Origin of the sequence: Aeromonas sp. Y293-4 (assembly GCF_027705905.1) — a bacterium.
In the GTDB taxonomy this organism is placed as follows: Bacteria; Pseudomonadota; Gammaproteobacteria; order Enterobacterales; family Aeromonadaceae; genus Aeromonas; species Aeromonas veronii.
The window spans coordinates 169,429-193,595 of the sequence record NZ_JAPDCI010000004.1; the positions used below are offsets into that span (position 1 = coordinate 169,429).

General features: G+C 59.8%; 25 protein-coding genes. 15 read left to right on the forward strand and 10 right to left on the reverse strand.

Translation table 11 applies throughout. From position 1 onward, the window contains the following. Nucleotides 1–2 precede the first annotated feature (2 nt). Complete coding sequence (locus tag OKC31_RS06560) at nt 3–1,106, forward strand: EAL and HDOD domain-containing protein (RefSeq protein WP_064335439.1); 1,104 nt, start codon at nt 3–5, stop codon at nt 1,104–1,106. A gap of 65 nt (nt 1,107–1,171) precedes the next feature. Then, a complete protein-coding gene (locus OKC31_RS06565; RefSeq protein WP_247823475.1) occupies nt 1,172–1,762 on the forward strand; it encodes an HAD family hydrolase in 591 nt (196 codons plus the stop codon). 132 nt (nt 1,763–1,894) lie between these two features. On the opposite strand, the gene hfq is transcribed toward OKC31_RS06565, so the two are convergent. After that, complete coding sequence (gene hfq / locus OKC31_RS06570; protein ID WP_005335772.1) at nt 1,895–2,254, reverse strand: RNA chaperone Hfq; 360 nt, start codon at nt 2,252–2,254, stop codon at nt 1,895–1,897. A gap of 176 nt (nt 2,255–2,430) precedes the next feature. Here hfq and OKC31_RS06575 point away from each other — a divergent pair, with 176 nt between their 5' ends. Genes OKC31_RS06575 through OKC31_RS06585 form a run of 3 tightly spaced genes read left to right on the forward strand, consistent with a single transcriptional unit; the run spans nt 2,431 to nt 5,907 of the window. Then, nucleotides 2,431–3,702, forward strand: a complete 1,272-nt coding sequence (locus tag OKC31_RS06575) for a paraquat-inducible protein A (protein ID WP_106844099.1) — start codon at nt 2,431–2,433, stop codon at nt 3,700–3,702. Further along, on the forward strand, nt 3,695–5,344 hold the full coding sequence (gene pqiB, locus OKC31_RS06580; RefSeq protein ID WP_005335774.1) for an intermembrane transport protein PqiB: 1,650 nt from the start codon (nt 3,695–3,697) through the stop codon (nt 5,342–5,344). The genes OKC31_RS06575 and pqiB overlap by 8 nt, the downstream gene beginning before the upstream one ends. Next, nucleotides 5,341–5,907, forward strand: coding sequence for a PqiC family protein (locus OKC31_RS06585; protein ID WP_247823476.1), 567 nt, complete (start codon nt 5,341–5,343; stop codon nt 5,905–5,907). The genes pqiB and OKC31_RS06585 overlap by 4 nt, the downstream gene beginning before the upstream one ends. 80 nt (nt 5,908–5,987) lie before the next feature. Here the strand turns inward: OKC31_RS06585 and rlmD are convergent, their stop codons facing one another. Beyond that, a complete protein-coding gene (gene rlmD, locus OKC31_RS06590; RefSeq protein ID WP_270656553.1) occupies nt 5,988–7,340 on the reverse strand; it encodes a 23S rRNA (uracil(1939)-C(5))-methyltransferase RlmD in 1,353 nt (450 codons plus the stop codon). 274 nt (nt 7,341–7,614) lie between these two features. Between rlmD and OKC31_RS06595 the strand changes: the two genes are divergently transcribed. Together OKC31_RS06595 and OKC31_RS06600 are read left to right on the forward strand one after the other, a co-directional pair. After that, a complete protein-coding gene (locus tag OKC31_RS06595; RefSeq protein WP_236294653.1) occupies nt 7,615–9,339 on the forward strand; it encodes a proline--tRNA ligase in 1,725 nt (574 codons plus the stop codon). Nucleotides 9,340–9,366: 27 nt separating this feature from the next. Beyond that, nucleotides 9,367–9,726, forward strand: a complete 360-nt coding sequence (locus tag OKC31_RS06600) for a hypothetical protein (protein ID WP_247823478.1) — start codon at nt 9,367–9,369, stop codon at nt 9,724–9,726. A gap of 65 nt (nt 9,727–9,791) precedes the next feature. Here the strand turns inward: OKC31_RS06600 and OKC31_RS06605 are convergent, their stop codons facing one another. The 3 genes from OKC31_RS06605 to OKC31_RS06615 all read right to left on the reverse strand — a co-directional run bounded on the left by OKC31_RS06605 (nt 9,792) and on the right by OKC31_RS06615 (nt 11,681). Beyond that, nucleotides 9,792–10,472 (reverse strand): SDR family oxidoreductase, encoded by a 681-nt coding sequence (locus tag OKC31_RS06605; protein WP_247823479.1) that lies wholly within the window; start codon nt 10,470–10,472, stop codon nt 9,792–9,794. 31 nt (nt 10,473–10,503) lie between these two features. Then, on the reverse strand, nt 10,504–11,136 hold the full coding sequence (locus OKC31_RS06610) for a TIGR04219 family outer membrane beta-barrel protein (RefSeq protein ID WP_005354809.1): 633 nt from the start codon (nt 11,134–11,136) through the stop codon (nt 10,504–10,506). A 95-nt stretch (nt 11,137–11,231) separates the two neighbouring features. Then, nucleotides 11,232–11,681, reverse strand: a complete 450-nt coding sequence (locus tag OKC31_RS06615; protein ID WP_247823480.1) for a copper chaperone PCu(A)C — start codon at nt 11,679–11,681, stop codon at nt 11,232–11,234. Between the two features lie 90 nt (nt 11,682–11,771). Between OKC31_RS06615 and OKC31_RS06620 the strand changes: the two genes are divergently transcribed. After that, the gene (locus OKC31_RS06620) at nt 11,772–12,521 is read left to right on the forward strand and encodes an enoyl-CoA hydratase-related protein (RefSeq protein WP_247823481.1); all 750 of its coding nucleotides are present in this window, start codon (nt 11,772–11,774) and stop codon (nt 12,519–12,521) included. Between the two features lie 17 nt (nt 12,522–12,538). On the opposite strand, the gene OKC31_RS06625 is transcribed toward OKC31_RS06620, so the two are convergent. Next, nucleotides 12,539–12,967 (reverse strand): DUF2753 family protein, encoded by a 429-nt coding sequence (locus OKC31_RS06625; protein WP_247823482.1) that lies wholly within the window; start codon nt 12,965–12,967, stop codon nt 12,539–12,541. 285 nt (nt 12,968–13,252) lie between these two features. Here OKC31_RS06625 and OKC31_RS06630 point away from each other — a divergent pair, with 285 nt between their 5' ends. Beyond that, entirely contained in the window at nt 13,253–13,912 is a 660-nt protein-coding gene (locus OKC31_RS06630; protein WP_247823483.1) for a CatB-related O-acetyltransferase, read from the forward strand. A 94-nt stretch (nt 13,913–14,006) separates the two neighbouring features. On the opposite strand, the gene OKC31_RS06635 is transcribed toward OKC31_RS06630, so the two are convergent. Then, complete coding sequence (locus tag OKC31_RS06635; RefSeq protein ID WP_270656554.1) at nt 14,007–14,714, reverse strand: ParB-like protein; 708 nt, start codon at nt 14,712–14,714, stop codon at nt 14,007–14,009. Nucleotides 14,715–14,898: 184 nt separating this feature from the next. Here OKC31_RS06635 and OKC31_RS06640 point away from each other — a divergent pair, with 184 nt between their 5' ends. The 3 genes from OKC31_RS06640 (at nt 14,899) to OKC31_RS06650 (ending at nt 18,618) form a co-directional block, all read left to right on the forward strand. Further along, complete coding sequence (locus OKC31_RS06640; RefSeq protein WP_247823485.1) at nt 14,899–16,503, forward strand: peptide ABC transporter substrate-binding protein; 1,605 nt, start codon at nt 14,899–14,901, stop codon at nt 16,501–16,503. A 118-nt stretch (nt 16,504–16,621) separates the two neighbouring features. Continuing rightward, nucleotides 16,622–16,921 carry a hypothetical protein gene (locus OKC31_RS06645; protein WP_013723462.1) on the forward strand — a complete coding sequence of 100 codons (300 nt, stop codon included), beginning with the start codon at nt 16,622–16,624 and terminating at the stop codon, nt 16,919–16,921. 137 nt (nt 16,922–17,058) lie between these two features. Further along, entirely contained in the window at nt 17,059–18,618 is a 1,560-nt protein-coding gene (locus tag OKC31_RS06650) for a methyl-accepting chemotaxis protein (protein WP_247823486.1), read from the forward strand. Nucleotides 18,619–18,687: 69 nt separating this feature from the next. Here OKC31_RS06650 and dusA read toward each other — a convergent pair whose 3' ends face one another. Further along, nucleotides 18,688–19,674 carry a tRNA dihydrouridine(20/20a) synthase DusA gene (dusA, locus tag OKC31_RS06655; protein ID WP_247823487.1) on the reverse strand — a complete coding sequence of 329 codons (987 nt, stop codon included), beginning with the start codon at nt 19,672–19,674 and terminating at the stop codon, nt 18,688–18,690. Nucleotides 19,675–19,811: 137 nt separating this feature from the next. Here dusA and zur point away from each other — a divergent pair, with 137 nt between their 5' ends. The 3 genes from zur to OKC31_RS06670 are packed head-to-tail and all read left to right on the forward strand — an operon-like array spanning nt 19,812 to nt 20,956. Beyond that, nucleotides 19,812–20,270, forward strand: a complete 459-nt coding sequence (gene zur / locus OKC31_RS06660; protein ID WP_005335805.1) for a zinc uptake transcriptional repressor Zur — start codon at nt 19,812–19,814, stop codon at nt 20,268–20,270. Beyond that, complete coding sequence (locus OKC31_RS06665; RefSeq protein ID WP_005343179.1) at nt 20,260–20,721, forward strand: chemotaxis protein CheX; 462 nt, start codon at nt 20,260–20,262, stop codon at nt 20,719–20,721. The genes zur and OKC31_RS06665 overlap by 11 nt, the downstream gene beginning before the upstream one ends. Nucleotides 20,722–20,725: 4 nt before the next feature. Then, entirely contained in the window at nt 20,726–20,956 is a 231-nt protein-coding gene (locus OKC31_RS06670; RefSeq protein WP_047434532.1) for a hypothetical protein, read from the forward strand. A gap of 73 nt (nt 20,957–21,029) precedes the next feature. Here the strand turns inward: OKC31_RS06670 and brnQ (OKC31_RS06675) are convergent, their stop codons facing one another. After that, complete coding sequence (brnQ, locus tag OKC31_RS06675; protein WP_247824144.1) at nt 21,030–22,307, reverse strand: branched-chain amino acid transport system II carrier protein; 1,278 nt, start codon at nt 22,305–22,307, stop codon at nt 21,030–21,032. A 451-nt stretch (nt 22,308–22,758) separates the two neighbouring features. Next, complete coding sequence (gene brnQ / locus OKC31_RS06680; protein ID WP_005335813.1) at nt 22,759–24,063, reverse strand: branched-chain amino acid transport system II carrier protein; 1,305 nt, start codon at nt 24,061–24,063, stop codon at nt 22,759–22,761. Between the last annotated feature and the right edge of the window lie 104 nt (nt 24,064–24,167).

Here is a 24,167-nt window from a genome sequence, read left to right on the forward strand (position 1 = left end):
CCATGCTGTTGCGTCGCTACCCTATCTTCAATCGTCGCCTGGCTCTGGTGGCCTACGGCATCGACTATCAGCTAAGCTCACCGGCCGAATGGCCTTCACTGGCGCAACATTGCCGCCTGCTGGCGCAGGGGCGTCAATATCTGGTGCCCTTCACCCACGAACAGCTCGATGAACAGCGTCCCCTGCTGCTGGATCAGGACGCGATCCCGCTGGTTGAAGCCTCCAGTGAACGCCAGCCCAACTCGTTCCCGGTGCTTGAGCAGTGGCGCGACAGCCGGCGCAGACTGGCGGTGCATGGCGCCAACCGCGATCCACGCTGGCTCGGTGCCAGCCGCCTGCTGGTGTACTGGATGGGGGAAGAGGGGATCTGTCAGCCCACCGAACACAAGCGGATGGCGCTGAACATCGAAACCTGGGCGGATTTTCTCCCGCTGCGGGAGGCGGGGGTCGACTTCTTTGCCGGCGGCTTTCTCGCCCGTCCGGAGCTGGTCAATCAGCGGGCCAACCAGCCCGATATGGCGCTGGTACAGCAGATCCTCCAGCTCATCTGCCACGAAGAGTTCTCCTTCGCCCAGGTAGCCCGCCTGCTGGAACAGGATGCCTGGCTGCCCGGCCTGCTGCTCACCTACGTCAACGCCCCCGGCTTCGATCATGCCGCCCCCATCACCTCGGTGCCCCGCGCCCTCTCCTATCTGGGGGAGCAGGAGATCCGCAAGTTCGTACTGATCAACGGTCTGGCCCGGGTAAGCCAGCACATGCCGGAGGCCTGCACCCGCATGGCCATCGCCCGCGGCCGCTTCTGCGAGTTGATTGCCCTCACCGCCCTCGGTAAAGCAGAGGCAAGCTGGGCCTTTCTGGTGGGACTGGTGCTCGATGGATCCCTGCTGTCGGAACCGCTGATGGCCCACCTGCCCAAGAGCGTGCAGCGCGCCATCGAACTGCATGAAGGGCCACTCTTTCATCTATTTCAGCTGGTCAGCACCTATGAACAGGGCAACTGGGCCCTGCTGGAACAGCTTGCCCCCAAATATCAACTCGATCCGGCCCAGCTAACCCCCGTCTATTTTCAGTCACAAATGTGGGGGCAAGCGTTTCTCACCAGCTAGGTGATGGCGAGGCGGGGAGCCACTGGCTAGAATGGGCTCCCTTTTTTCAGAGACTGACCCGCACCATGACGCTTTCCGGATTCCAAGGCCTGGTCTTTGACCTTGATGGCACCCTGGTCGACTCCATGCCGCTGCACCTCGCCGCTTGGGAACATACCGCCCGCGAGTTTGGCTTTCACTTCGATGCCGACTGGTTCTATGAGCTGGGTGGCATGCCGAGCCGCAAGATAGCCCTGCTGGTCGCACAGGAGCAGCAGATCCCCCTCGATCCGCTCGAAGTCACCCGCTGCAAGACCGCCCACTATGTGGCCAACCTGCACAAGGCGACCGTCTTTCCGGCCATGCAGGCGCTGGTCGAGCGCTATCATGGCGTCATCCCGATGGGGATCGGCACCGGCTCGCCTCGCGTCAACGCCGAGGCAGTGCTGCGCAACACCGGGCTGGATCGCTACTTCTCCGTGGTGGTCACCGCAGACGATGTGGAGTTGCACAAGCCCAATCCGGACACCTTCCTGCTGGTCGCCAGCAAGCTGGGGGTCGCTCCATCAGGCTGTCTGGTGTTTGAAGATACCGGTATCGGGGTACAGGCCGGAGAAGCGGCGGGTATGCAGACCTGCATGGTCAAAGAGGGTCAACCAGTCGGCATAAAGGCGTAGTGCGGAAAAAAATATCGCCCTGCAAGGGGCGATAACCGGAACCGACTCTCATACGGGACATGAATGAAAATGAGAGCAGGTTCCGTCAGCCGCTGACGCAGGGCGCGTCAACGGGGAGTGCGGGGCAGACGATTACTCGTTGTTGCCGCCGCCCTGATTGTCGTCATAACGACCCGGCGCACCGTGGGGGCGCGGCGCCATGGAGACACGCGGCTTGCGAGCACGCTGGATGTTCACCTGCGGACGGCCGGTGTGCATGGCGATAGTGGAGATCTTGGCCTTGTAGACCAGCTGCTGGTTACCATGAGCATCGGTCAGCAGCACGCTGTACTGGTCGAACCCGCTGATGGTGCCTTCCAGCTTGATGCCGCTCACCAGAAAAATAGCGACCTGACTGCGGTTCTTGCGCAACCAGTTGAGGGCAGAATCTTGCCCGTTCCCGAGGGAGAAGGCTTGCTCAATCGTGGAGTAGCTGGGGGATTCAGTTGTCATAAATTATTGTCCCGCGGAAAAAAAGTGGCGTTTGATTGTGCTAAATGGGCACTGGCTTGTCAAAGTCATTCTCACTCCCGCCAGCAATAGCGCCCTCCGGGGGCTGGTCGCTGACCAGCACAACTGCGATAATCGCCAGCTCTGGCTCTACCACGGGCCTTATCTGGGGTTTTATCTTGCATCCGGTTTCACACCAACACCACACCACCTATGTCCATGATGCCACTGCCTGCGAAGAGTGTGACCTGCTGATACCGGCCACACCGCTCGAGGTGGGACAGGCCAGCTGCTGCCCCCGTTGCGGACACACACTGAGTCGCCACCTGCCACAGCAGGAGTTGCGGCCGATCTCCTACGGGTTCGCGGCACTTATCATGTTCGTGCTCGCCAATGCCTTTACCTTTATGTCCTTCTCGGCCAAAGGGGTGGGCCAGGAGATGACCTTTTTGCAGAGCATCACCACCCTGGTGGATGAGGGCTATCTGTTTCTCGGCGCGGTACTGAGCCTGACCCTGATCGGCCTGCCGCTGGTTTATATGGGCTCCATCATGCTGGTGCTGTGGCGGATCGATAAAGATCTGCACAGCAATGCCCTGCGCTCCCTCGGCCGTCTGCTCTGCCGGATCAAACCCTGGCTGATGGTGGATGTCTTTCTGGTGGGGGTGCTCATCTCGCTGGTCAAGCTGATGGGAATGGCCGACATCAAGATGGGGCTGTCATTCTGGGCTTTCGTCGGTTACACCGTGCTGCTCATCAAGATGATCTCCTCGCTGGATCAGATGTGGCTGTGGCAGCGACTGTTCGGCCCGACCGAGGCGCGGGAGATCGACCCGGAAGCGGGCGCGCTGGAATCAGGTCTGGTGGGCTGCCACATCTGTGGCGCTCTGAGCGAGGTGGGTAGCCACAGCTGCTCCCGCTGCGGCGGCAAGCTGCATGCGCGCAAGCCGGGCGGCCTGAACCGTACCTGGGCGCTGCTGTTTACCTCCGCCATTCTCTACATTCCGGCCAACGTCTATCCCATCATGGATACAGTGTTTCTCGGTGATGACAGCCCCTCCACCATTCTCGGCGGTGTGGTGCTGCTCTGGGCCATGGGCTCCTACCCCATAGCGGCGGTGATCTTTTTCGCCAGCGTGGTGGTGCCACTGGTGAAAATACTGGCGCTATTCTGGCTTTGCTATATGGTGCAGCGCGGCAATGTCACCTCCCCCCTCGGCAAGCTCAAACTCTATCGCATGACCGAATTTGTCGGACGCTGGTCGATGATCGACGTCTTCGTGGTGGCCATTCTGGCGGGCCTGATCCGGCTCGACAATCTGATGACCATCTATCCCGGCCCTGCGGCCGTCGCATTTGCAGGTGTGGTGCTGATCACCATGGTCGCCGCCATGAGTTTCGACTCCCGCCTGATCTGGGATTTACAACAAGGAGAACGCGAACGTGAGTGAGCGTAAAAAAAGGTGGAAACCGGGCTCTGACTTTCTGAGCTCTGCCGCCGCAATCTGGATGGTGCCCCTGCTGGCGCTGTTCATCGGTCTCTGGATGCTGTTCCAGCACTGGTACTCCCAGGGCCCCAGCTTCACCCTGACAGTCGCCACTGCCGAGGGCATAGTCGCTGGCAAGACGGTGATCCGCTCCCGCGAAGTGGACGTCGGCCGCATCGAGGCCGTCGAGCTGAGCGATGACTATAGCCATGCCGTGCTGAAAGGACGGCTGACCAATGCCGCCTCCGGCATGCTGCGCGGTGACAGCCAGTTCTGGGTGGTCAAGCCCAGAGTGGGCCGTGAAGGGGTATCGGGTCTGAGCACCCTGCTCTCCGGCGCCTATATCGAGCTCGCCCCCGGCAAGAAAGGTCGGGCGCGGGATGAATACGCCATGCTCGACAAACCGCCGCTCGCCTCCCTCGATGCCAAGGGGCTGCGCCTCACCCTCAGCAGTCGCGACACCCGCGCGCTGGGTGAAGGCTCCCCCATCAACTATCAGGGCTTCACCATAGGCCAGGTGGAAGAGGCGAAGTTCCTGCCGGAAAAGAGCGAGATGCAGTATCAAATCTTCATCCACGCCCCCTATGACATTCTGGTGAGCAGCAACTCCCGCTTCTGGATGACCCCGGGCTTCGAGGTCTCCATGAGCAGCGAGGGGATGAAGGTGAAGATGGATTCGCTGGAGAGCCTTATCGATGGCGGCATCACCATGGGGCTGCCACCCGGCTGGGCCCCTGGCGAGCCGGTCAAACAGATGGAAGGGTTCACTCTGTTCCAGGATGAGGCGAGCGTGCTGGCCGGTAGTCTGGATCAGTTCATCGACTACGTCTTCCTGTTCGATGACAACGTGGGTGGCCTGCACCCCGGCGCGGCGGTGCAGTATCGCGGCATTCGGGTCGGTACCGTCATCTCCGCCCCCTACCTCATCGAGGACAAGGGCGTGCAGATCTTCAAGAGCCGCCAGATCCCGGTGCTGGCTCGCATCGAGGTGCAGCGCCTCTCCCACCGCTATGCCAAGGCGGAGAAAGATCAATGGCGCGCCCTGTTCGGCAAGCAGTTCAAGGAGGGGTTGCGTGCCAGCCTCAAGACCTCGAGCCTGCTGACCGGCGGCAAGATCATCGACCTCAACTTCTATCCGGACGCGCCACGTTTCGAGCAGGCCAAGCTGGCCGGTTATCAGGTCTTCCCCACCGTGCAGGGCGGGCTGGATCAGATCGAGCGCAAGGTGAACCTCATCCTCGACAAGTTTGTCGACATGGACATGGCGACCACCCTGACCAAGGTCAACGGGTCACTCACCACCCTGGATGGCACCCTGAAGAACATCAGTGCAGTCAGCGCCAACCTGAACAAGCTCACTGCCAAGGATTCCACCCAGCAGCTGCCGGCCTCGCTCAACGAGAGCCTCAAACAGTTGCAGGAGACCTTGCAGGCCTATGATGCCCAGTCGCAGACCAATCAGGACCTGCGCCAGTCGGTGCAGACCCTCAATCAGTTGATGCGCGAACTGCAGCCGCTGGTGCACTCCCTCAACGAGCAGCCCAGCTCGCTGATCTTCGATCGCGCGCATCCATCGGACCCTGAGCCCAAGCGAGGCAAACAATGAAAAAAGAGATCCTGACGCTGGCCCTGCTGGGCCTGCTGGTGGGTTGCAGCAGCCAACCAAGCCTGCACTACTACTCGCTCGATGCCGATAGTCAGCAACCCGTGACGGCCCCGGCCCAACCGCAGCACCAGTTGGTGCTGCGCCCGGTGGCGCTGGCCAGCCAGCTCGACCGGATCAGTCTGGTCTATCAGCTGGAAGGGCAAGAGCTGCACTTCACCGAGTACCATCGCTGGGCCGGTGCGCTGGACGATCAGCTCAACCAGCTCACCCTCAATGGCCTCTCCACCCGCCTGCCGGGCTGGGTGGTACGGCAGGATGGCGCCCGCAAGGGGCCGGTGCTGACCATTCTGGTGGAGCGCTTTCAGGGCCGTCATGACGGCAGCGCCGTGCTGAGCGGTCGCTGGCGCCTGCTGGCGGAAGATGGCACCGTGCTGCGCGATGCCCCCTTCCGTCAGGAGCGGGTACTGCCGGCCGATGGCTACAACGCACTGGTGAACGAGCTGGGTCAGGGCTGGCAACAGCTGCTCGACCAGATCGCCGCCGAGGTGCGCAAGCAGGGTTGAGCACATCAACCTGCGAGTATCAGATAGAAAAAAACGACGCCAGCTGGCGTCGTTTTTTATGGGCAAGAGTCGGGAGCGACTTATGCCTTGGCAGGCAGGCTCAGGCGGGCAACCGCTTCCACATGCATGGAGTGCGGGAACATATCTACCGGTTGCACCTCATCCAGCACGAAACCCTGTTTGACCAGCCAGGCAAGATCGCGGGCCAGGGTCTGCGGATTGCAGGAGACATAGACCAGACGACGGGGCGCCATGGCGACCAGGGTCTGCAGTACAGCCTTGTCACAGCCTTTGCGTGGCGGATCCATCACCACCACATCAGCGGTCACACCCTGGGCGTGCAGTTCAGGCATCAGCTGCTCGGCCTTGCCGACGTGGAATTCGGTGTGCTCGATGCTGTTGAGGGCGGCGTTGCGACGGGCATCGCTGATGGCGCTCTCCACCGACTCGATCCCGACGACCTTGGCGGCCTTGCCAGCCAGGAACAGGGAGATGGTGCCGATACCGCAATAGATGTCGAACACCGTCTCGTTGCCGGTCAGCTCGGCATACTCGAGGGCACTGGAGTAGAGCACATTGGTCTGGGTCGGGTTGTTCTGGAAGAAGGAGAGCGGCGAGATCTCGAATTCGAGTTCGTGGATCTTGTCGCGGATCACCCCTTCGCCCAACAGCACCCGGTTGGTGGCGCCCAGAATGCGGTTGGTGCGCTCATCGTTGATGTTCTGCACCAGGGTAGTGACCGGCAGATCGCTTAAGCTCGCCAACAGCTCGGCTTCGAACGGCAGCTCCTCGCCCAGGGTCACCAGCACCACCATCAGTTCGCCGCTCTTGAAGCCCTTGCGGGTCATCAGGTTACGCACGCAGCCACTGTGGTTTACTTCGTCATAGGCGGCGATGTCGTGCTCGCGCATCCAGTTGCGCACCCGGGCGTTTAGCTCGACGTGCAGCGGATCCTGCACCGCACAGTCATCGGCGGTGATGAGATCGTGGGAGTGCTTGCGATAAAAACCGATCTCGGCACCGGCGTCACAGCCACGCACCGCATATTGCGCCTTGTTGCGATAGGCGAACGGGCTCTCCATGCCAAGGATATCCTTGACCGGCGTGTCACCCAGCCCAGCCTGCTCCAGTGCGCTCTGCACCAGCGCCTGCTTGAGCTTGAGCTGGGCCGGATAGGCCAGCGGACGTACCTGACAGCCACCGCACTCGGTGTTGGGGCAGAAATCGGCAACCCGATCGGCGGAGGGCTGGAGCAGCTCGGCAACCTTGCCGTGCAGATAGTTCGGCTTGACCTCGGTCAGCTCCACCAGCGCCTGTTCACCGGGCAGCAGACCTTCGACAAACAGGGGGCGATCGAACAGGCGTCCTTTGCCATCTCCTTTGTCGGTCAGTTCCAGGATCTCGATCTGGTGTTGATGTCCCACTAACGGCATGAGCGGCTCCAAAAGTACTAAAAATGGGGGGTGATGAACGCGGCAGAGCCATGCCCATCGAGAAAAGGTGGCAGAGTTTAGCGGAGATCCGGCCAAATTGCAGGCATAAAAAGCCTGCTTGTTGCAATGGTCATTACTCCTGGCCATCTGCCGGGCGTGGCCACCTTTCGGGTTGCGGCAAATTTAGCCCTTGGGCCGCAACGCCCAGCCTGTTAAAATTCCGCCCTTGAAATTATCCTGGGCCCCGCGCCCGTTCTAGCTAAGGTCTACCGCGATGCGTACCAGCCAATATCTGCTTTCCACTCTCAAGGAAACCCCCTCCGACGCTGAAGTTGTCAGCCACCAGCTGATGCTGCGCGCCGGGATGATCCGTAAACTGGCCTCCGGCATGTATGCCTGGTTGCCAACCGGTCTGCGGGTACTGAAGAAAATCGAGAACATTGTTCGCGAAGAGATGAACAATGCTGGTGCCGTCGAAGTCTCCATGCCGGTGGTACAACCCGCCGAGCTGTGGCAGGAGTCCGGCCGCTGGGATGATTACGGTCCCGAGCTGTGCCGTCTGACCGACCGTCACAACCGTCCCTTCGTGCTGGGCCCGACCCACGAAGAGGTGATCACTGCGCTGGTACGTTACGAAGTGAACAGCTACAAGCAGCTGCCGCTCAACCTCTACCAGATCCAGACCAAGTTCCGCGACGAAGTGCGCCCCCGTTTCGGCGTGATGCGCGGCCGCGAATTCCTGATGAAGGATGCCTACTCCTTCCACATCGACAAAGAGTCTCTGGTCGATACCTACGAGAAGATGCACGCCGCCTACTGCAAGGCGTTCACCCGCATGGGTCTGAACTTCCGTCCGGTGCAGGCCGATACCGGCTCCATCGGTGGTACCGGCTCCCACGAATTCCAGGTGCTGGCCGAGAGCGGTGAAGACTTGATCGCCTTCTCCGATAGCTCCGATTACGCCGCCAACATCGAGATGGCCGAAGCGCTGGCACCGGCTGGTGAGCGCGCTGCCGCCACCGCAGCCCTGACCAAGGTTGCCACCCCGAACGTCCACACAATCGACGAAGTGGCCGCTTTCCTGAACGTGGCACCGACCGCCATCGCCAAGACCCTGCTGGTACTGGCAGAGGAAGATGAGCACGGCAAGCAGGCCGTTATCGCGCTGGTACTGCGTGGCGACCACGAGCTGAACGAAATCAAAGCCGAGAAGCTCTCTGGCGTTGCCAATCCGCTGACCTTCGCCAACGACGAGCAGATTAAAGCAGCCGCCGGTTGCGATGCAGGTTCCATCGGTCCGGTCGGCTTTGCCGGTCGCATCATCGTCGATCGCAGCGCTGCCCATCTGGCGGACTTCGTCTGCGGCGCCAACGAAACCGGCTTCCACCTGACCGGTGCCAACTGGGATCGCGACATCGCTACCTACGAAGTTGCCGACCTGCGCAACGTGGTAGAAGGCGACCCGAGCCCGTGTGGCCAGGGCAAGCTGCTGCTCAAGCGCGGTATCGAAGTGGGCCACATCTTCCAGCTGGGTACCAAGTACTCCGAAGCAATGAAGGCGAGCGTGCTGAACGAAGCTGGCAAGTCCGTCACCATGGAGATGGGTTGCTACGGTATCGGGGTTTCCCGTCTGGTTGCTGCCGCCATCGAGCAGAACAACGACCAGTACGGCATCATCTGGCCGGACGCCATCGCCCCGTTCGAAGTAGCCATCGTGCCGATGAACATGCACAAGTCCGAACGCGTGGCCGAGCAGGCACAACAGTTCTACGCCGAGCTGAAAGCCGCTGGTGTGGACGTGCTGTTCGACGACCGTAAAGAGCGCCCGGGCGTGATGTTCGCCGACATGGAGCTGCTGGGCATCCCGCACGCCATCGTCATCGGCGATCGCGGTCTGGACAACGGCGTGGTGGAGTACAAGTGCCGCCGCACCGGCGAGAAGCAGGAAGTGGCCATCAGCGACATCATCGCCATGCTCAAGGCCAAGCTGGGCCGTTAATCAGCCTTGATTTTAAAGGAGATGGATATGGTTTCGAAATATTCCGGTGAGCTTTATTACGAAGCCATATCTCAAGATAAGTTAGTCTTTGAGACGTTCGTAATCCGTGGTTCACATCTTAGTATTCAGGGCTATGAGTTAAGTGCGTCTCATGGTCGGTGGGAATTTAACTGCCAAGCTGAATGTGATGCCACAGATCCATCCCTTTTCTTATCAACCCCATTTAGGTTCGTACAATCAGGTGTGCTATCGGACAAAGAATGGCAACTGAAGCTAACCTTATCTGGCAACACGGAATGCGATCCTTACCTTGAATTAATGGGGGAAATATTCAACAAATCGGAACGGGGCTTGCTCGAAGGAGAAATTGAACGTATATCTAATTAAGAAAAAACGCGCCAATCGGCGCGTTTGTTCTTTTCCTATCCGGCACAGGAACCAAAGTAGGTGGACTAGGCGTTACGACCGATAAAGAGGTCAGTCACGTGGCAGCTGCTTCTGGCTTCCAGTGCGTCGAGCATATAGGCCGCCGCATCTTCCGGGGTCATGAAGCCACTCGGGTCGACGTAATCCGAGTTGTCCCAGAATTCGCTGCGGATCCCGCTCGGATAGAGATTGACCAGCCGCAGTGGCGAGCCTTTCAGCTCGGCGCGCAAGGATTCGAGAAAGCCGCGCATCCCCCATTTGGAGGCGCAGTAGAGGCTCTCGTTAGCCTTGCCCACCTGAGCGGCGGAGGAGAGCACATTGGCCAACACTCCGCCTTTCTCACCGATAAGCCGCACCGTCTGCTGGGCCACCAGAATGGTGGAGATGAGATTGCTCTCCACCACCCGGCGGATCTGCTCGGCGGTGTAGACACCGACCGGGCCAAACTCGCCCACCCCGGCGCAGTGGATCACCATGTCGGGCTGCCCGCCCCACTCCACCGCTGCAGCGAAGGCGACGTCGACCTCTTCATGGTGCGCCAGATCGGCCGCGATGCCGATCACCGCGCTGCCGAGCAGTTGCTCCTGCTCCTGCAGTCGCTGATAACGGCGCCCCATCATGGAGACCTGATGGCCCCGCTCAACCAGTCCGATAGTCAGCGCCCGGCCGAGACCGGAACCGGCACCTGTCACTATGATGTGGCCCATTATCGCTCCTCGTCGTCAGTCGACGGTCAGATTAGAAAGTGAATTCGCCGCCCATGAACCAGCCATCAACAGACTGGTCGATATTGGCGAAGTCGACCTTGGCTTCACGCCAGCCGGCACGCAGCTTGATCGGCATGGAGGAGAACTTGTAGGAACCACCCAGACGGTAGTCATAGTTGTCCGCATCGTGAGTGCGCAGATCGCCGAAGAAGGCGATGCCGGTGCCCGGGATCTTCACTTCGCTGCCGGCATAGGCCATCAGGGTATCTTCGTCATAACCCTTGCGACCGAAGTAGACCTGCTCGCCATCGTAGTGACGACCGGTCATACCCAGATCGATCTTGAACAGATCGTTGTTGAACAGACGGTAGTAGAGGCTCAGATCGTAGGCGGTCAGATCGTTCTTGAAGTTACCGCCGGAGGTGCTGAAATCGGAGACTTCAAACTTGGCGTTCGGCAGGAAGATGATGCCGTGTTCCAGTTGCAGATAGCCGTTCCAGTTGTAGCTGTCGTCATAGCTGCCATCAGCACTGGTGCCATAAGCCTGACCACTGCCCTTGGCGGCCCATACGTCGGCACCGGCGGCAAAACGCCAGTCGTCAGCGGCCATGGCACTCTGGCTGCACAGAGCCAGCACAAAACCGGCAATCAGCGTCTTTTTCATTACGTCACTTCCTCTTGCATACATGGAAAAGAGCACTATTTTACTCGGTGCAGCCAAAATACCCAGCGTCAATCCTGAACAAACGACGACAAATGTCAGTGCTTCATATGCTTCATCTCTGCCATCGGCTCAATCGGCTTCACCGGCAGTGACAGATCCAGCTTCTGACCATCATCCATGGCGAGGGTGAGCGGGAAAGGAATCTGCTCGGAGAGCGTGCCCACCTCGAACAGCATGATGTGCAGGCTGCCCGGTTTCAGCGCCGCCTCGCCCTTGGCCGGGATCTCGATATTCTCGACCTGACGCATCTTCATCACACCATTTTCGTGCAGGTGGGTGTGCAGCTCGGCACGCTCGGCCGCAGCAGAAGCCGCAGCCACCAGCTTGACCGGCTGGTCGGCGTCATTCTTCAGCACCATAAAGGCGGCAGTGTTGGGGGAACCCGGCGGCAACAGCCGCACATAACCGTCGACAGCCTCGACCTTGGCTAGTGCAGGCGCCGTCATACCCAGAACCAGCAGAGAATAAAACGCACGTTTAAACATGGTTGAAATCCTTTTATGATGTTGTTAAACGGCGCCAAGGTTACCCCAGCAGCAACCTTTTTTGCACCTTTCAATAACAAGGATTTAGACATGGCCCCCATTCTCATTGCCGAGCAGCAGGATGGCTTGCTCACCTTGACCCTCAACCGCCCCGACAAGCGCAATGCCCTCAATACCGAGCTCTATAAGCAACTGGTGGCAGCGCTGCGAGAGGCGGCAGCCGATGAGGAGGTGCATGTCCTGCTGTTGCAGGGGCAGCAGGATTGCTTTACCGCGGGCAATGATCTGGCCGACTTTATGGGCAAGAGCGCGCTGGAGCCCGACGACCCCATACTGCAGTTCCTCCACACTCTGGCCGATTTCCCCAAACCTGTGGTCGCCGCTGTTGCAGGCCCGGCGGTGGGGATCGGCACCACCATTCTGCTGCATTGCGATCTGGTCTATCTGGGGGATAACGCCCGCTTGCAGCTCCCCTTTGTCGAGCTGGGGCTGGTGCCGGAGTTTGCCTCCAGCCTGCTGCTGCCGCGTCTGGTGGGGCACCTCAAGGCGGCGGAGCTGTTGCTGCTGGCCGAGGCGATGGATGCCGAGGAGGCGCTACGGCTCGGGCTGGCCAACAAGGTGGTGGCGGCAGATCTCTTGCTCGCCTTTGCCCGCGAGCAGGGGCTGAAGCTGGCGGCCAAGCCGCCCAGAGCGCTGCAAAAGAGCAAGGCGCTGCTGAAACAGGAGCTCAAACAGGCGGTGCACTTTGTCATCGATCTAGAGGCGCGCGCCTTCGCCCAGGCACTGCAAGGGGAAGAGGCGCAGCAGCGGATCGCCCAGAAACTCAAACGGCGGGGCTGAGCCGCGCCCACATCCGTTCAGTTGAGGCGAAAACGGCCGATCAGCTCGCAGCCCTGCACCTTGTCCTGCAGCTGGATCAGCCGGGCAATTTCCGGATTGGGGTGACGCTTGAGAAACGCGAGCAGGGCTCCTCGACAGCAACCCAACTCGCTGAGCAGCGCCTCGCACTCCCGGTTGGGGCATTGTGGCACCAGCGCAGTGACCAGCTCGGAGGCGAGTTTCAGGTAGCGCAGCTCGTAAGTCGGCTCATCCATCGCCCGCCAGAAGTCGGCCAGCCGGTGACAGGTGGCGACTCGCATGGTGGCCAGTTCGGTCAACTCGACCTGAGTCATCTCGTAAACATCCCCCAGCGCCTGCTGATAAAAGCAGATCGCCGCTCCCAGCGAACCGGCCTGCCAGGCACGCTCCGCCTCCAGCATGTATCGTTGCCAACTTTGCGGTGTCATCTCGCTCTCCCGAGTCCGTCATGGTGGGAGTGTTATCATGGCTAATTGAGAATAAATATCAACCAGAGGGTTAGTGCAGGATCTCTGCGCAACCTTGGCAAACCCGGCGCCCGACCTTATGATCTTGCCCTTGCCCCGCCTTCTTTGGAGCCCCACAATGCGACCACGCCTCCCGCAGATACTGGGCTGCTCCCTGCTCTGCGTGCCCCGCATGCTGGTCTGGATCTATTAGCTGCGCTCCATCGAGCGCAACCAATTAAATCCATTCAACAAAGGAGTACCAGGATGAAAACCTGCCAGCACTGGTCACAGGTCGAATACCTGCATCTGACGGTCAGCAACCCCAACATCCGCCTCAAGGGGCAACATAGCTACTACTCGGGTGCCTGGGATGGCCCCTTCGAACAGGAGGTGGTGCGTTACCTCTATGGCGACAGCTTCAGCCGCCATCCCGATACCGGCTGGGAGCCGCTCTGGCATATCGACCAGCTCCATATCGGTGACTACGTGCAGATCGCCGCCGGGGTGAAGATCATCATGGGCGGCAACCACACCCACAACACCGCCTTCATCAGCACCTATCCGTTTGCTGATCTGGAGGCGCTAAAGCGCAGCTACCGCCCTGCCGGCGATACCCGCATCGGCAACGATGTCTGGATCGGTATGGAGGCGATGATCATGCCCGGCGTCACCATCGGCGACGGCGCCATCATCGCCGCCCGTTCGCTGGTCAATCAGGATGTGCCGCCCTATGCCATGGTGGCGGGCACCCCGGCCAGGGTTCTGCGAATGCGCTTTGGCGAGGAGGAGATTGCCCGGCTACAGGCCCTCGCCTGGTGGGATTGGCCGGATCAACAGGTCAACGATCTGCTACCGCAGATCCAGCAAGGTGACGTCGCCCTGCTTGAACAGGCGGCTGCCCGCTGGGCGGAGCGCCATGAGTGACCACTGCTAACCGGTAGCTGACAGCAGGAGGGCGACCCCGGTGTCGCCCTCTTTTATCTCCGACATGCTCTGGATGCCGACATCGCACATCCACTCACTGCGCGCTTTTGGACTGGTTGAGGCTGCACTGCTTGCCGGGATAACCGGGTAGCTCCTTGGCATCGCTGCCGCAGGCGAGCCGTTTGGCCTGTTGCAGGCGGGCCGCCAGATTGGCGCTGTCCACCGGCATCCACTGCATCTGCTTGCCGAGCCAGCTGGCCCAGGCAAACTCGACGAAATAGACCTGTTTGTCCTTGCGAAAGTAGCCCGCATTCTGCAGCAGTCCGGCGAGGGTGCGATAGGGGTAATCAGGCAGCTTGTCGATACTGGTCGGCAACTGCTCCGGGGTCAGCGGCTGTCCCTTCTCATCCTTGAGCCAGGCCCAGTGGTTGTTCTGCATCTGGCTCCAGAAGTTGGCCTTGTCCTGCAGACGGCCAATCACCTTGACCCGGGCATCCTTGACGCCCTGCTGCCACAACGCCTTGGTGAGATGGTGGCGGTCCACCAGCCAGTAGCTGCCATCCGGCGCAATCACCACGGGGATCTCTTTCTTTTTCATCAACTTGTCGAGCTGCTTTGCGCTCATGCCGGCCAATGCGGCCTGGGTCTCATCAACCTGGATCTGGCCGACGCCCCCCTGAGTCGGGTGCAAGGCATCGATGCCGATCTCGCACCAGTTGCCCACCGCCGTGTCGCTCTGGCACGGGGCCAACGCCCAGGCACTCTGGCTCAACACACAGGCCAGCAATAACCATGCTTTCATCGTTTGACACTCCTCACCACATTGAACTGCACAGACGCCGGGAACGCTCTTCTACCCCGATTGGGAGTGAGAGTCGAATGCTGGCGGTCAGACCAGCAAACGGGATATCATGATTTCCCATCTGTCGGCGATATTTTCTCGCCGAGTTTTCTCCCCGCTTCACACTATTTGAAGGATCCGACCCATGAAAGGATGGAGCCCCTTGCTGGCCCTGCTGGGCTGTGCTGCTGTCCAGGCTGCCGATATTCCCGCCGGAACACAACTCGCCGCCGAGCAGATTGTCGTTCGCCACCTCAAGGATGAACCTGCGAGCCTGAGCCCGCTCAAGCTGGTCGGCCTGCCGGAGTTGCAGGTACTGCGGGATCTGTTCGAGGGGCTGCTGACCCAGGGGCCGGATGGCAAACCGGTTGCCGGGGTAGCGGCCAGCTGGGAAAACAAGGGCAACCAGTTCTTTACCTTCCATCTGCGCCCGGATGCGCGCTGGTCCAACGGCGATCCGGTCAAGGCAGGCGACTTCGTCTACGGCTGGCGCAAGCTGGTCGACCCGAAAGAGGCGGCCACCTTCGCCTGGTTTGCCCAACTGGCCCGTTTCGACAAGGTGGACGAGATAGTCGCTGGCAAATTGCCTGCCAGCGAGCTGGGGGTCAAGGCCCTCGATGACCACACCCTGCAGGTGACCCTCTCCCAGCCGGTGCCCTACTTCCTGAACCTGCTGAGCCACCCCAGCCTGTCGCCGCTCCATCAAGCCAGCATCGAGCAGTACGGCAACCTGTGGACCCAACCCGGCAAACTGGTGGGCAACGGTGCCTTTGTGCTGAACAACCGGGTGGTCAACGAGAAGCTGGAGCTGACCCCCAACCCTTATTACTGGGATCGGGCCCATACCGTATTGACCAAGGTGCTCTTCATGCCTATCAATCAGGAGAGCGCGGCCACCAACCGCTATCTGGCGGGCAATCTGCATATCACCGAATCCTTCCCCAAGGAGCAGTACGACAAGCTGAAGCAGCAGATCCCGAATGAGGTCTACACCCCGGATCAGCTCGGCACCTACTACTACGCCTTCAATACCCGTCAGGCACCACTGAACGATGTGCGGGTGCGCAAGGCGCTCTCCTACACCATCGACCGCGCCCTGATCGCCGACAAGGTGCTCGGTACCGGCGAGAAACCGGCTTATCACTTCACTCCGGATGTGACCGCCAGCTTCACCCCAACCGCCAACCTGCTCTCCACCAGCAGCCAGCCGGAACTGGACAGCAAGGCCAAGGCCCTGCTCAAGGAGGCCGGTTACGGCCCGGACAAGCCGCTCAAGCTGACCCTGCTCTACAACACCGCGGAAATTCACAAGAAGATGGCACTGGCGATTGCCAGCATGTGGAAGCAGAAGCTGGGCGCCGAGGTCGAGCTGACCAATCAGGAGTGGAAAACCTATCTCGACAGTCGCCAGAGCGGTCAGTTCGAGGTTATCCGCTCCTCCTGGGTGGCCGATTACAACGACCCTTCTGCGTTCCTTGGCCTGTGGGGCTCTCGTCACAGCGGCAATATGGCAGGCTTTGCCAATGCCCGTTATGACCAGCTACTGGCAGAGGCGGCCAGCACTCAGGATGCCGCCAGCCGCAGCAAGCTGTTTGGCGAGGCGGAGGCGATCCTGCTGGATCAGGCCCCTATAGCCCCCATCTACCAGTACACCAATGCCCGACTCATCAAGCCATGGCTCAAAGGCTACCCCATCAACAACCCGGAAGATGTGGCCTACAGCCGCCAGCTGTACCTCGTCAAACACTGACTCCGGCCACAACGATGCGAGGCCCCGCAGGGCCTCGCTATTGATACTGTTCACACCTCGATTTCCAGCCTAAAATGCCGCCCCTTCTGTTCAATTAATCTTCAATACCCAGTCAGACATGCGTTATTTGATACTGCTCTCGTTGTTGTGGACCCTGCCTGCGCAGGCCAATAGCGAATCCCAATGCCAGCAAGAGTTTGTCGGCTGGATGCTGCATCAGCAGCAACAGTTCAGCGATCGCAAGTCTGACAAGATGGAACGGCGCCGGGCCGAGCGGGCCATCGAGTTGGCTCGTCAGGAGTACGACAAACAAGCCAGCTTCTGCAAAACCATGCAGCTTGTACATGAGTACAAAGATGATGATCCTCGCCTCGCCCCAAGAAAGGGTGAAGTTCACGATTTCACACCGGCCAGCTGACCCTCACTTCATCAATTCATTGTGTTGATTAATTGACCCAAGCCAAGTTCGGGTCACTGAAGAGCCTTAGAATGATTAACTGAGAACGACAATAAAAAACATAGTTATCAGTTATTTGGCTTTTTCAGGAACGACACATGACCAGACTCCATCAGGAGGGGGAGATACACTTCCCCGACAACATCGCACTCATCTCGACCACGGATCCCGCCAGTCATATTACCTATGCCAACCAGCACTTCTGTGATGTGGCCGGGTACGGTGCGGCCGAAATGGAAGGGGTGCCCCACAATCTGGTGCGACACCCCGACATGCCCAAAGCGGCCTTCGCCGACATGTGGCAGCGGCTGCGACAGGGCAAAAGCTGGATGGGGCTGGTCAAGAACCGCGCCAAAAGCGGTCAGTTCTATTGGGTAAACGCTTACGTCACCCCGATCCTCAATGCGCAGAAGGAGATCGTCGAGTTCCAGTCGGTGCGCACCAAACCCGCCGCCAGCGATGTGGCCTGGGCCGAGCAGCTCTATGGCCTGCTGCGCAGCGGCAAGGCGCTCCCCTGGCTGAGCCGGTGTCACATTGAACCGGGTCGGCTGTCCCTCTGGCTCTCCGCTTCTGCCTTGTTCACCACCCTTGCTACCTTTGCTACCGGCAACCTGTTATGGCTGCTGCCCACCGCCTTGTTGCTGTTGGCACAGGCAACCCACGGCTGGCGATTGCAGCAACGGCTGGCTCATCTGCTCACCCTTGCCGATCAAGACAAGGGAACCCGCCTCTGTCAGGTGCTCTACACCCGACGGCGCGACACTCTGGCGGCCGTCGAACTGGCCCTGCGGATGAAGCAGGCCGAGCTCAAGGCCGTGGTCGGGCGCAGCGCCGACACCAACCAGCAGATCCTGCAGGCAGCCGAAGATGACCGAGGCAATATCCAGACCATCGATACCCACCTGCAGCAGCAGCGCGCCCACAGCGAGCAGCTGGCGACCGCCATCACCGAGCTGAGCCACTCCATTCGGGATGTGGCCCACAGTGCCCATGAAGCGAGCAATCTGGTTATAGAGGTACAGCAGGTCTCCGACGAGGGGCTGCAAGCATTGGCGACCACCCGTTCTGCCGTCAACCAACTCCATCAGGAGCTGGATGCCAACCACGCCGTGCTGGCCCAGCTCACCAGCGACAGCCAGAAGATCAGCGGCATTTTGGAGGTGATCAGTCAAATCGCCGACCAGACCAACCTGCTCGCCCTCAATGCGGCCATCGAGGCCGCCCGGGCGGGCGAACAGGGGCGCGGTTTTGCCGTGGTGGCGGATGAAGTGAGGGCGCTGGCCCAGAAGACCCGTTCCTCGACCAGCGAGATCCACGAGATGATCCAGGCGCTGCAACAAACTACACGACAGCTGTCGGACGGGATGACGCAAGGGGCGCAGACCTCGGTGCGCTGCCAGCAGCACGCGGGCACCACCGCCGACGTGCTCACCCAGATCAACCGGATGCTGGGGCAGGTAACCCGCACCAGCGACGAGATCGCCCAGGCGGTGAGTCAGCAGGCAGACGTCACGGCGACCCTCGATGAAGGGGTGCACCAGATCCATCAGCTGGCCAGCCACACCGCCGACAACAGCAGGCAGGCCCTCGATGGCATCACCCTGCTGGTAGAGCGGCTGCAGGACCTCTCGCGGCTGATCAACCAGTTCAGATATTGAAGCGACAGTAATAAAAAAAGCGCGTCAACTGACGCGCTTTTTGGCTGCTCTTGCCTTGGCACAACTGGCTTATTCGGCCGTCTCGCTGCTGGCAAACTCCGGCACCTTGGCCATGGCATCCAGCACCACCTGAATACCGGCGCCCGGTTTGCAGGCGTTCTCGCTCAGGTGACGACGCCAGGCGCGGGCCCCCTGCATGTTCTGGAACAGCCCCAGCATGTGGCGGGTCATGTGAGAGAGGTAGTTGCCCTTGGCCAGCTCCTGTTCGATATAGGGCAGCATCATCCGCACCACCTCGTGGCGGCTCGGCACGGCGTTATTCTGGCCGAACACCAGATTGTCCACCTGCGCCAGAATGTAGGGGTTCTGATAGGCTTCGCGCCCCATCATGACGCCATCGACGTGTTGCAGGTGTTCCAGAGTCTGCTCCATGGAGGTGACACCGCCGTTGAGGGCGATGGTGAGATCCGGGTAATCCTGCTTGACCCGATAGACCCGAGGGTAATCGAGGGGCGGGATCTCGCGGTTCTCCTTGGGGCTCAGGCCGCTCAGCCACGCCTTGCGGGCATGGACGATGAAGGTGTCGCAACCGGCATCGCGCACCTGTTCGATAAAGGCCTGCAGAAATTCGTAGGAGTCCTGATCGTCGATACCGATACGGGTCTTCACCGTCACCGGAATATCGACCACATCGCGCATCGCCTTGACGCAGTCTGCCACCAGTGCCGGCTCACCCATCAGGCAGGCACCAAACCGGCCGTTTTGCACCCGATCGGAGGGGCAGCCGACGTTGATGTTCACCTCGTCATAGCCGCGCTCCTCGGCCAGCTTGGCACAGCGCGCCAGATCAGCCGGATTGCTGCCACCCAGCTGCAGGGAGATGGGATGCTCCTGCTCGCTGTAACCCAGATAATCCCCCTTGCCGTGGATGATGGCACCGGTGGTCACCATTTCGGTATAGAGCAAGGTCTGGCGGCTCATCAGTCGATGAAAGTAACGGCAATGCCGATCAGTCCAGTCCAGCATGGGGGCGATGGAAAAACGCTGCGCCTGCATAAAAATCATCCGGGTTGGCTAAAGAAAGGGGCGGATTTTATCACAACGTGAAGCAGCCCCAGAAAATGAATTTTGTCGCCGCGCCATGCGAGGCCCTGTGATAGTATCCGGCTAATAGAAAGGGTATCTGCGCGATCATGAATCAAGACCAACTTTTACAACGAGCCGAGCGACTCTGTATACAGCGAGGGATCCGCTTCACCCCGACCCGGCGTCAGGTATTTCGCCTGCTGGCGGCACACGGCAACGCCATCAGCGCCTATGATTTGTTGGCCCAGCTGCAACAAACCGAAGCCAATGCCAAGCCGCCAACCGTCTATCGGGCACTCGATTTTTTGCTCGAACAGGGCTTTGCTCACAAGGTGGAATCTCTCAACGCGTTTATCTTCTGCTGCCACTTCGATCACGCTCACCCGATGCAGTTGTTGATCTGCGACGAGTGCGGGGATGTGGTCGAGCTTCACGATACGGCGATCGATAGCGCGTTTTCCGAGCAGGCCCACTTGCATGGTTTTACTATTACCAATAAGACGATAGAGGCACATGGCCAATGTGCCCGTTGTACGCCCACTGTAGGAAGTCATCATGAAGGCTGATTTTGTAAATCCGTTCCTGCTATCCCTGCTCAATGTGCTCTCGACCATGGCACAGCTGGAACTCAAACCGGGCAAACCGAAACGCAAGATGGATGAGCTGGCGCGCGGCGACGTCTCCGGCCTGATCGGCATGGTCGGCCCGCAGACCCGTGGCTCCCTCTCCATCAGCTTCGAGAAGGGGTTGGCGCTGGAGATCATGCGCCGCATGCTGGGGGAAGCTCCCGCCTCCATCAACGAAGAGGTGACCGACATGGTCGGTGAAATCACCAACATGGTGACCGGCGGTGCCAAGCGGATGCTGGGCGAGAAGGGCTACGAGTTTGACATGGCGACCCCCATCATCGTCTCCGGCCCCAACCACACCATTACCCACCGTGCCGATGGCACCAAGATCATGATGCCGTTCGAATCGGATTTCGGTCGCGCCACTATCGAAATCTGCTTCGAGTAACCCTATGTGGAAAGCATTGAAATGGCTTTTCATCTGCTGGGCCCTGCTGTTGATCCTGTCGGACATTCAGATCAGCACTTCCCTCTACAAGTACGAAGATAACCGGGTGCTCATCAACTTCCCGCGCTGGGAAGCCAAGCAGCCTTGGGGCACCTTCGAGTGGCATGCCGGACGGGTAGAAACCCACTGGTATGGTCTGGAGGGCAAACCCAAGCCGTCAGGCCCGCAAATCTGATCCGGTAACGGATCCGGCAGAAACAGAAGAGGCCAGCAGATGCTGGCCTCTTTGCTATCTCGTTGATCCTGAATCAAGCCGCTTCGGCCGCCAACTTCCCGCTTGGTCGCACCAGGATGCCGACGATGCAGGCCAGCAGAGTCGGCAGCAGCCAGGCAAGCCCCTTGTCGAACAGCGGCAGGAAGGCAAAGCCGTCCATCGCCATCCCAGCAGCCCCCAGCCCATCGAGGCAACCAAACAGAAAGGCGACCGTCAGCACGCCGCGAAACGCCAGCCGTGGCTGGGCAAACCATCCCTTGAGGAAAGTCACCAGCACCAGCGCGATGGCAACCGGATAGATGGCCACCAGCACCGGAATCGAGAGGCCGATCAGCTCGCTCAGCCCCACATTGGCCACCACTGCACAGAGCGCCCCCAGCAGCATGACCCAGTTGCGATAGGCCCAACCTGTCAGGCCATGGAAGTAGTCGGCACCGGCACAGAGCAGGCCGACCGCACTGGTAAAACAGGCCAGGGTGATGATGGCAGCCAGAATAAACTGGCCCGGTTGACCAAACAGACTCAGGACGTAGGCATTGACGATGGCCCCACCATTGCTGATATCGCTCGCCACCCCACCGGCACTGTTGCCCAGCTGAAAGAGCGAGACATACACCGCCGACAACCCAACCGCCGAGATCAAGCCTGCAATGGTCAGATATTTGAACTGACTGCGATAATCCTCGATCCCCTTCTGACGCAGCAGACCTATGATCAGGGCGCCAAACATCAGGGAGGCCAGGGTATCCATGGTGTTGTACCCCTCCAGCATTCCTTTGGTCAGGGCTGCATCTATGTACTCACCGCTGGCATCAGGCATGGTGCCCTGCGGCGTCATAAAGACCCCGACCGCCAGAATAAGCAGCATCGCCATCAGGGCTGGGGTCAGATACTTGCCGACCGCATCGAGCAGCTTGCCCCGATCGAGCGCCACCAGGATCACCAGCGCAAAGAAACTCAGGGTGTAGATCAGCAGCCCCTCATGACCGGCATCGCCTAGCCAGGGCTTGAGCCCCATCTCGTAGGCGACCAGACCGGTGCGGGGAATGGCAAAAGCGGGCCCCATGATGATATAGATGGCGATGGCCAGCGCCGTCGCAGCCCCGGCGGGCAGATAGCGGGTCATTCCGGTCCAGCCACTCGCGCCGCCCCCCGAACTCCCCTTGGCCACCGCAATCAGGGTGATCAGCGGCAAGCCCACCGCCGTCAGCAAAAAGCCGCACATGGCGGCCAGCAGATGCTCACCAGCCATAAAACCGGCCAGCGGCGGAAAAATGATATTGCCAGCCCCCAGATAGAAGGCAAACGTCATAAACCCCAATCCGAATACGTCGGACAACTTCAATGATTTCGTCAAACTCAACCTCATCTGCCTTATCAGCTTGTTATTGATTGCACCCACTGCCTGGCAGATAACCGGTAACAATACCTCTCGCCCCCACACGGCCCGCGGACCGGATGAGGCGCACCACCATTAGCATAAAGAAGAGGAGTTCGATATCAATCACCAATTAATATCTTGAAACAATTTACCGCTGCGGAATTAATCACTGAACAACTTCGCGCTCCATAAAGAGGTGTCACACGTGGCGTATGGGAGGCAAGAAGAGGGAAACCGGTTATAGCGGCAAAATACGGCTGCTCAGATGCAATCTGTGTACAGTGACAATTACGGCAGTGCAAAGCGAGGCGAGAAGCGAGGCTCACAGAAAACAAAAGAGCCTGCACGGGGCAGGCTCTTGGCAATATCACATCGGGTGTGATCAGGCAGCTTCGGCAGCCATCTCGGTCGGACGCACCATCACGCCAACTACGCAGGCCAGCAGGGTCGGCATCAGCCAGGCGAGGCCCTTGTCGAACAGCGGCAGGAAGGCAAACGCATCCATCTTCATACCGGCAGCACCCAGACCATCCAGGCAACCGAACAGGAAGGCAACCATCAACACGCCACGGAACACCAGACGGGGACGGCCGAAGTAACCCTTCAGGAAGGTGACCAGTACCAGCGCCACGGCAACGGGATAGATGGCAACCAGCACCGGAATGGAGAGGCTGATCAACTGGCTCAGGCCCACGTTGGCCACCACGGCACAGATAACGCCCAGCAGCACCACCAGCTTCTTGTAAGCCATGCCGGTCAGATTGTGGAAGAAATCAGAACAGGCGGAGATCAGACCGACTGCAGTGGTAAAGCACGCCAGAGTGATGATGGCCGCCAGAATGAACTGACCCGGCTGACCAAACAGGCTCAGTACGTAGGCGTTGACGATGGCGCCACCGTTGCTGACATCGGTCGCCACGCCGGCGGCCGTGTTACCCAGCTGGAACAGGGATACGTACACCACGCTCAGACCAACGGCAGAGATGAGGCCGGCAATGGCCAGATACTTGAACTGGCTCTTGTAATCGTTGATGCCTTTCTGGCGCAGCAGATCGACGATCAGGGCGCCAAACATCAGGGACGCCAAGGTGTCCATGGTGTTGTAGCCTTCCAGGATCCCTTTGACGAAGGGGCTGTTCTGATAGTCACCGGACGCATCAGGCATGGAGCCTTGCGGTGCTACGAATACACCGATCGCCAGAGTCAGCAGCAGCAGCATCAGTACCGGAGTCAGGTATTTGCCGATGGCGTCCATCAGCTTGCCCTGGTTCATGGAGACCAGAATGGCCACACCAAAGAAGATCACGGTATAGGCCGCCAGACCCGCTTGCCCCATATCACCGATGAACGGCTTGAGGCCCATCTCGTAGGCAACCAGACCGGTACGGGGCGCGGCAAAGGCCGGGCCGATGATGATGTAGATGGCAACGGCCAGCGCAGTCGCGACACCGGCAGGCAGCAGTTTGGTCATGCCAGCCCAGCCGTTACCGGCTTTCGCCACGGCCAGAATGGTCACCAGAGGCAGGCCCACGGCAGTGACCAGGAAGCCAAACATCGCCAGGGAGAGGTGCTCACCAGCCATGTAACCGGCCAACGGCGGGAAAATGATGTTACCGGCGCCCAGATAGAAGGCGAAGGTCATAAACCCTAATCCGAGTACATCGGACAATGTGAGTGATTTCGTCAAGTTCAACCTCGTCTGTCTTGTAAATTATTGCTTGTTATAGTTTTTATCGGTCGCTGACCGGGTGTGTTCAGGGGGTATAAAAAAAGAGCCCCGCATGTTTTTTC

Excerpts from the sequence above, each read along its gene's own strand:
- OKC31_RS06560 (WP_064335439.1), top strand. The coding sequence starts at position 3 with ATGCTGTTGCGTCGCTACCCTATCTTCAATCGTCGCCTGGCTCTGGTG.
- OKC31_RS06565 (WP_247823475.1), top strand. The coding sequence starts at position 1,172 with ATGACGCTTTCCGGATTCCAAGGCCTGGTCTTTGACCTTGATGGCACC.
- hfq (WP_005335772.1), bottom strand. The coding sequence starts at position 2,254 with ATGACAACTGAATCCCCCAGCTACTCCACGATTGAGCAAGCCTTCTCC.
- OKC31_RS06585 (WP_247823476.1), top strand. The coding sequence starts at position 5,341 with ATGAAAAAAGAGATCCTGACGCTGGCCCTGCTGGGCCTGCTGGTGGGT.
- rlmD (WP_270656553.1), bottom strand. The coding sequence starts at position 7,340 with ATGCCGTTAGTGGGACATCAACACCAGATCGAGATCCTGGAACTGACC.
- OKC31_RS06595 (WP_236294653.1), top strand. The coding sequence starts at position 7,615 with ATGCGTACCAGCCAATATCTGCTTTCCACTCTCAAGGAAACCCCCTCC.
- OKC31_RS06600 (WP_247823478.1), top strand. The coding sequence starts at position 9,367 with ATGGTTTCGAAATATTCCGGTGAGCTTTATTACGAAGCCATATCTCAA.
- OKC31_RS06605 (WP_247823479.1), bottom strand. The coding sequence starts at position 10,472 with ATGGGCCACATCATAGTGACAGGTGCCGGTTCCGGTCTCGGCCGGGCG.
- OKC31_RS06610 (WP_005354809.1), bottom strand. The coding sequence starts at position 11,136 with ATGAAAAAGACGCTGATTGCCGGTTTTGTGCTGGCTCTGTGCAGCCAG.
- OKC31_RS06615 (WP_247823480.1), bottom strand. The coding sequence starts at position 11,681 with ATGTTTAAACGTGCGTTTTATTCTCTGCTGGTTCTGGGTATGACGGCG.
- OKC31_RS06620 (WP_247823481.1), top strand. The coding sequence starts at position 11,772 with ATGGCCCCCATTCTCATTGCCGAGCAGCAGGATGGCTTGCTCACCTTG.
- OKC31_RS06625 (WP_247823482.1), bottom strand. The coding sequence starts at position 12,967 with ATGACACCGCAAAGTTGGCAACGATACATGCTGGAGGCGGAGCGTGCC.
- OKC31_RS06630 (WP_247823483.1), top strand. The coding sequence starts at position 13,253 with ATGAAAACCTGCCAGCACTGGTCACAGGTCGAATACCTGCATCTGACG.
- OKC31_RS06635 (WP_270656554.1), bottom strand. The coding sequence starts at position 14,714 with ATGAAAGCATGGTTATTGCTGGCCTGTGTGTTGAGCCAGAGTGCCTGG.
- OKC31_RS06640 (WP_247823485.1), top strand. The coding sequence starts at position 14,899 with ATGAAAGGATGGAGCCCCTTGCTGGCCCTGCTGGGCTGTGCTGCTGTC.
- OKC31_RS06645 (WP_013723462.1), top strand. The coding sequence starts at position 16,622 with ATGCGTTATTTGATACTGCTCTCGTTGTTGTGGACCCTGCCTGCGCAG.
- OKC31_RS06650 (WP_247823486.1), top strand. The coding sequence starts at position 17,059 with ATGACCAGACTCCATCAGGAGGGGGAGATACACTTCCCCGACAACATC.
- dusA (WP_247823487.1), bottom strand. The coding sequence starts at position 19,674 with ATGCAGGCGCAGCGTTTTTCCATCGCCCCCATGCTGGACTGGACTGAT.
- zur (WP_005335805.1), top strand. The coding sequence starts at position 19,812 with ATGAATCAAGACCAACTTTTACAACGAGCCGAGCGACTCTGTATACAG.
- OKC31_RS06665 (WP_005343179.1), top strand. The coding sequence starts at position 20,260 with ATGAAGGCTGATTTTGTAAATCCGTTCCTGCTATCCCTGCTCAATGTG.
- OKC31_RS06670 (WP_047434532.1), top strand. The coding sequence starts at position 20,726 with ATGTGGAAAGCATTGAAATGGCTTTTCATCTGCTGGGCCCTGCTGTTG.
- brnQ (WP_247824144.1), bottom strand. The coding sequence starts at position 22,307 with ATGACGTTTGCCTTCTATCTGGGGGCTGGCAATATCATTTTTCCGCCG.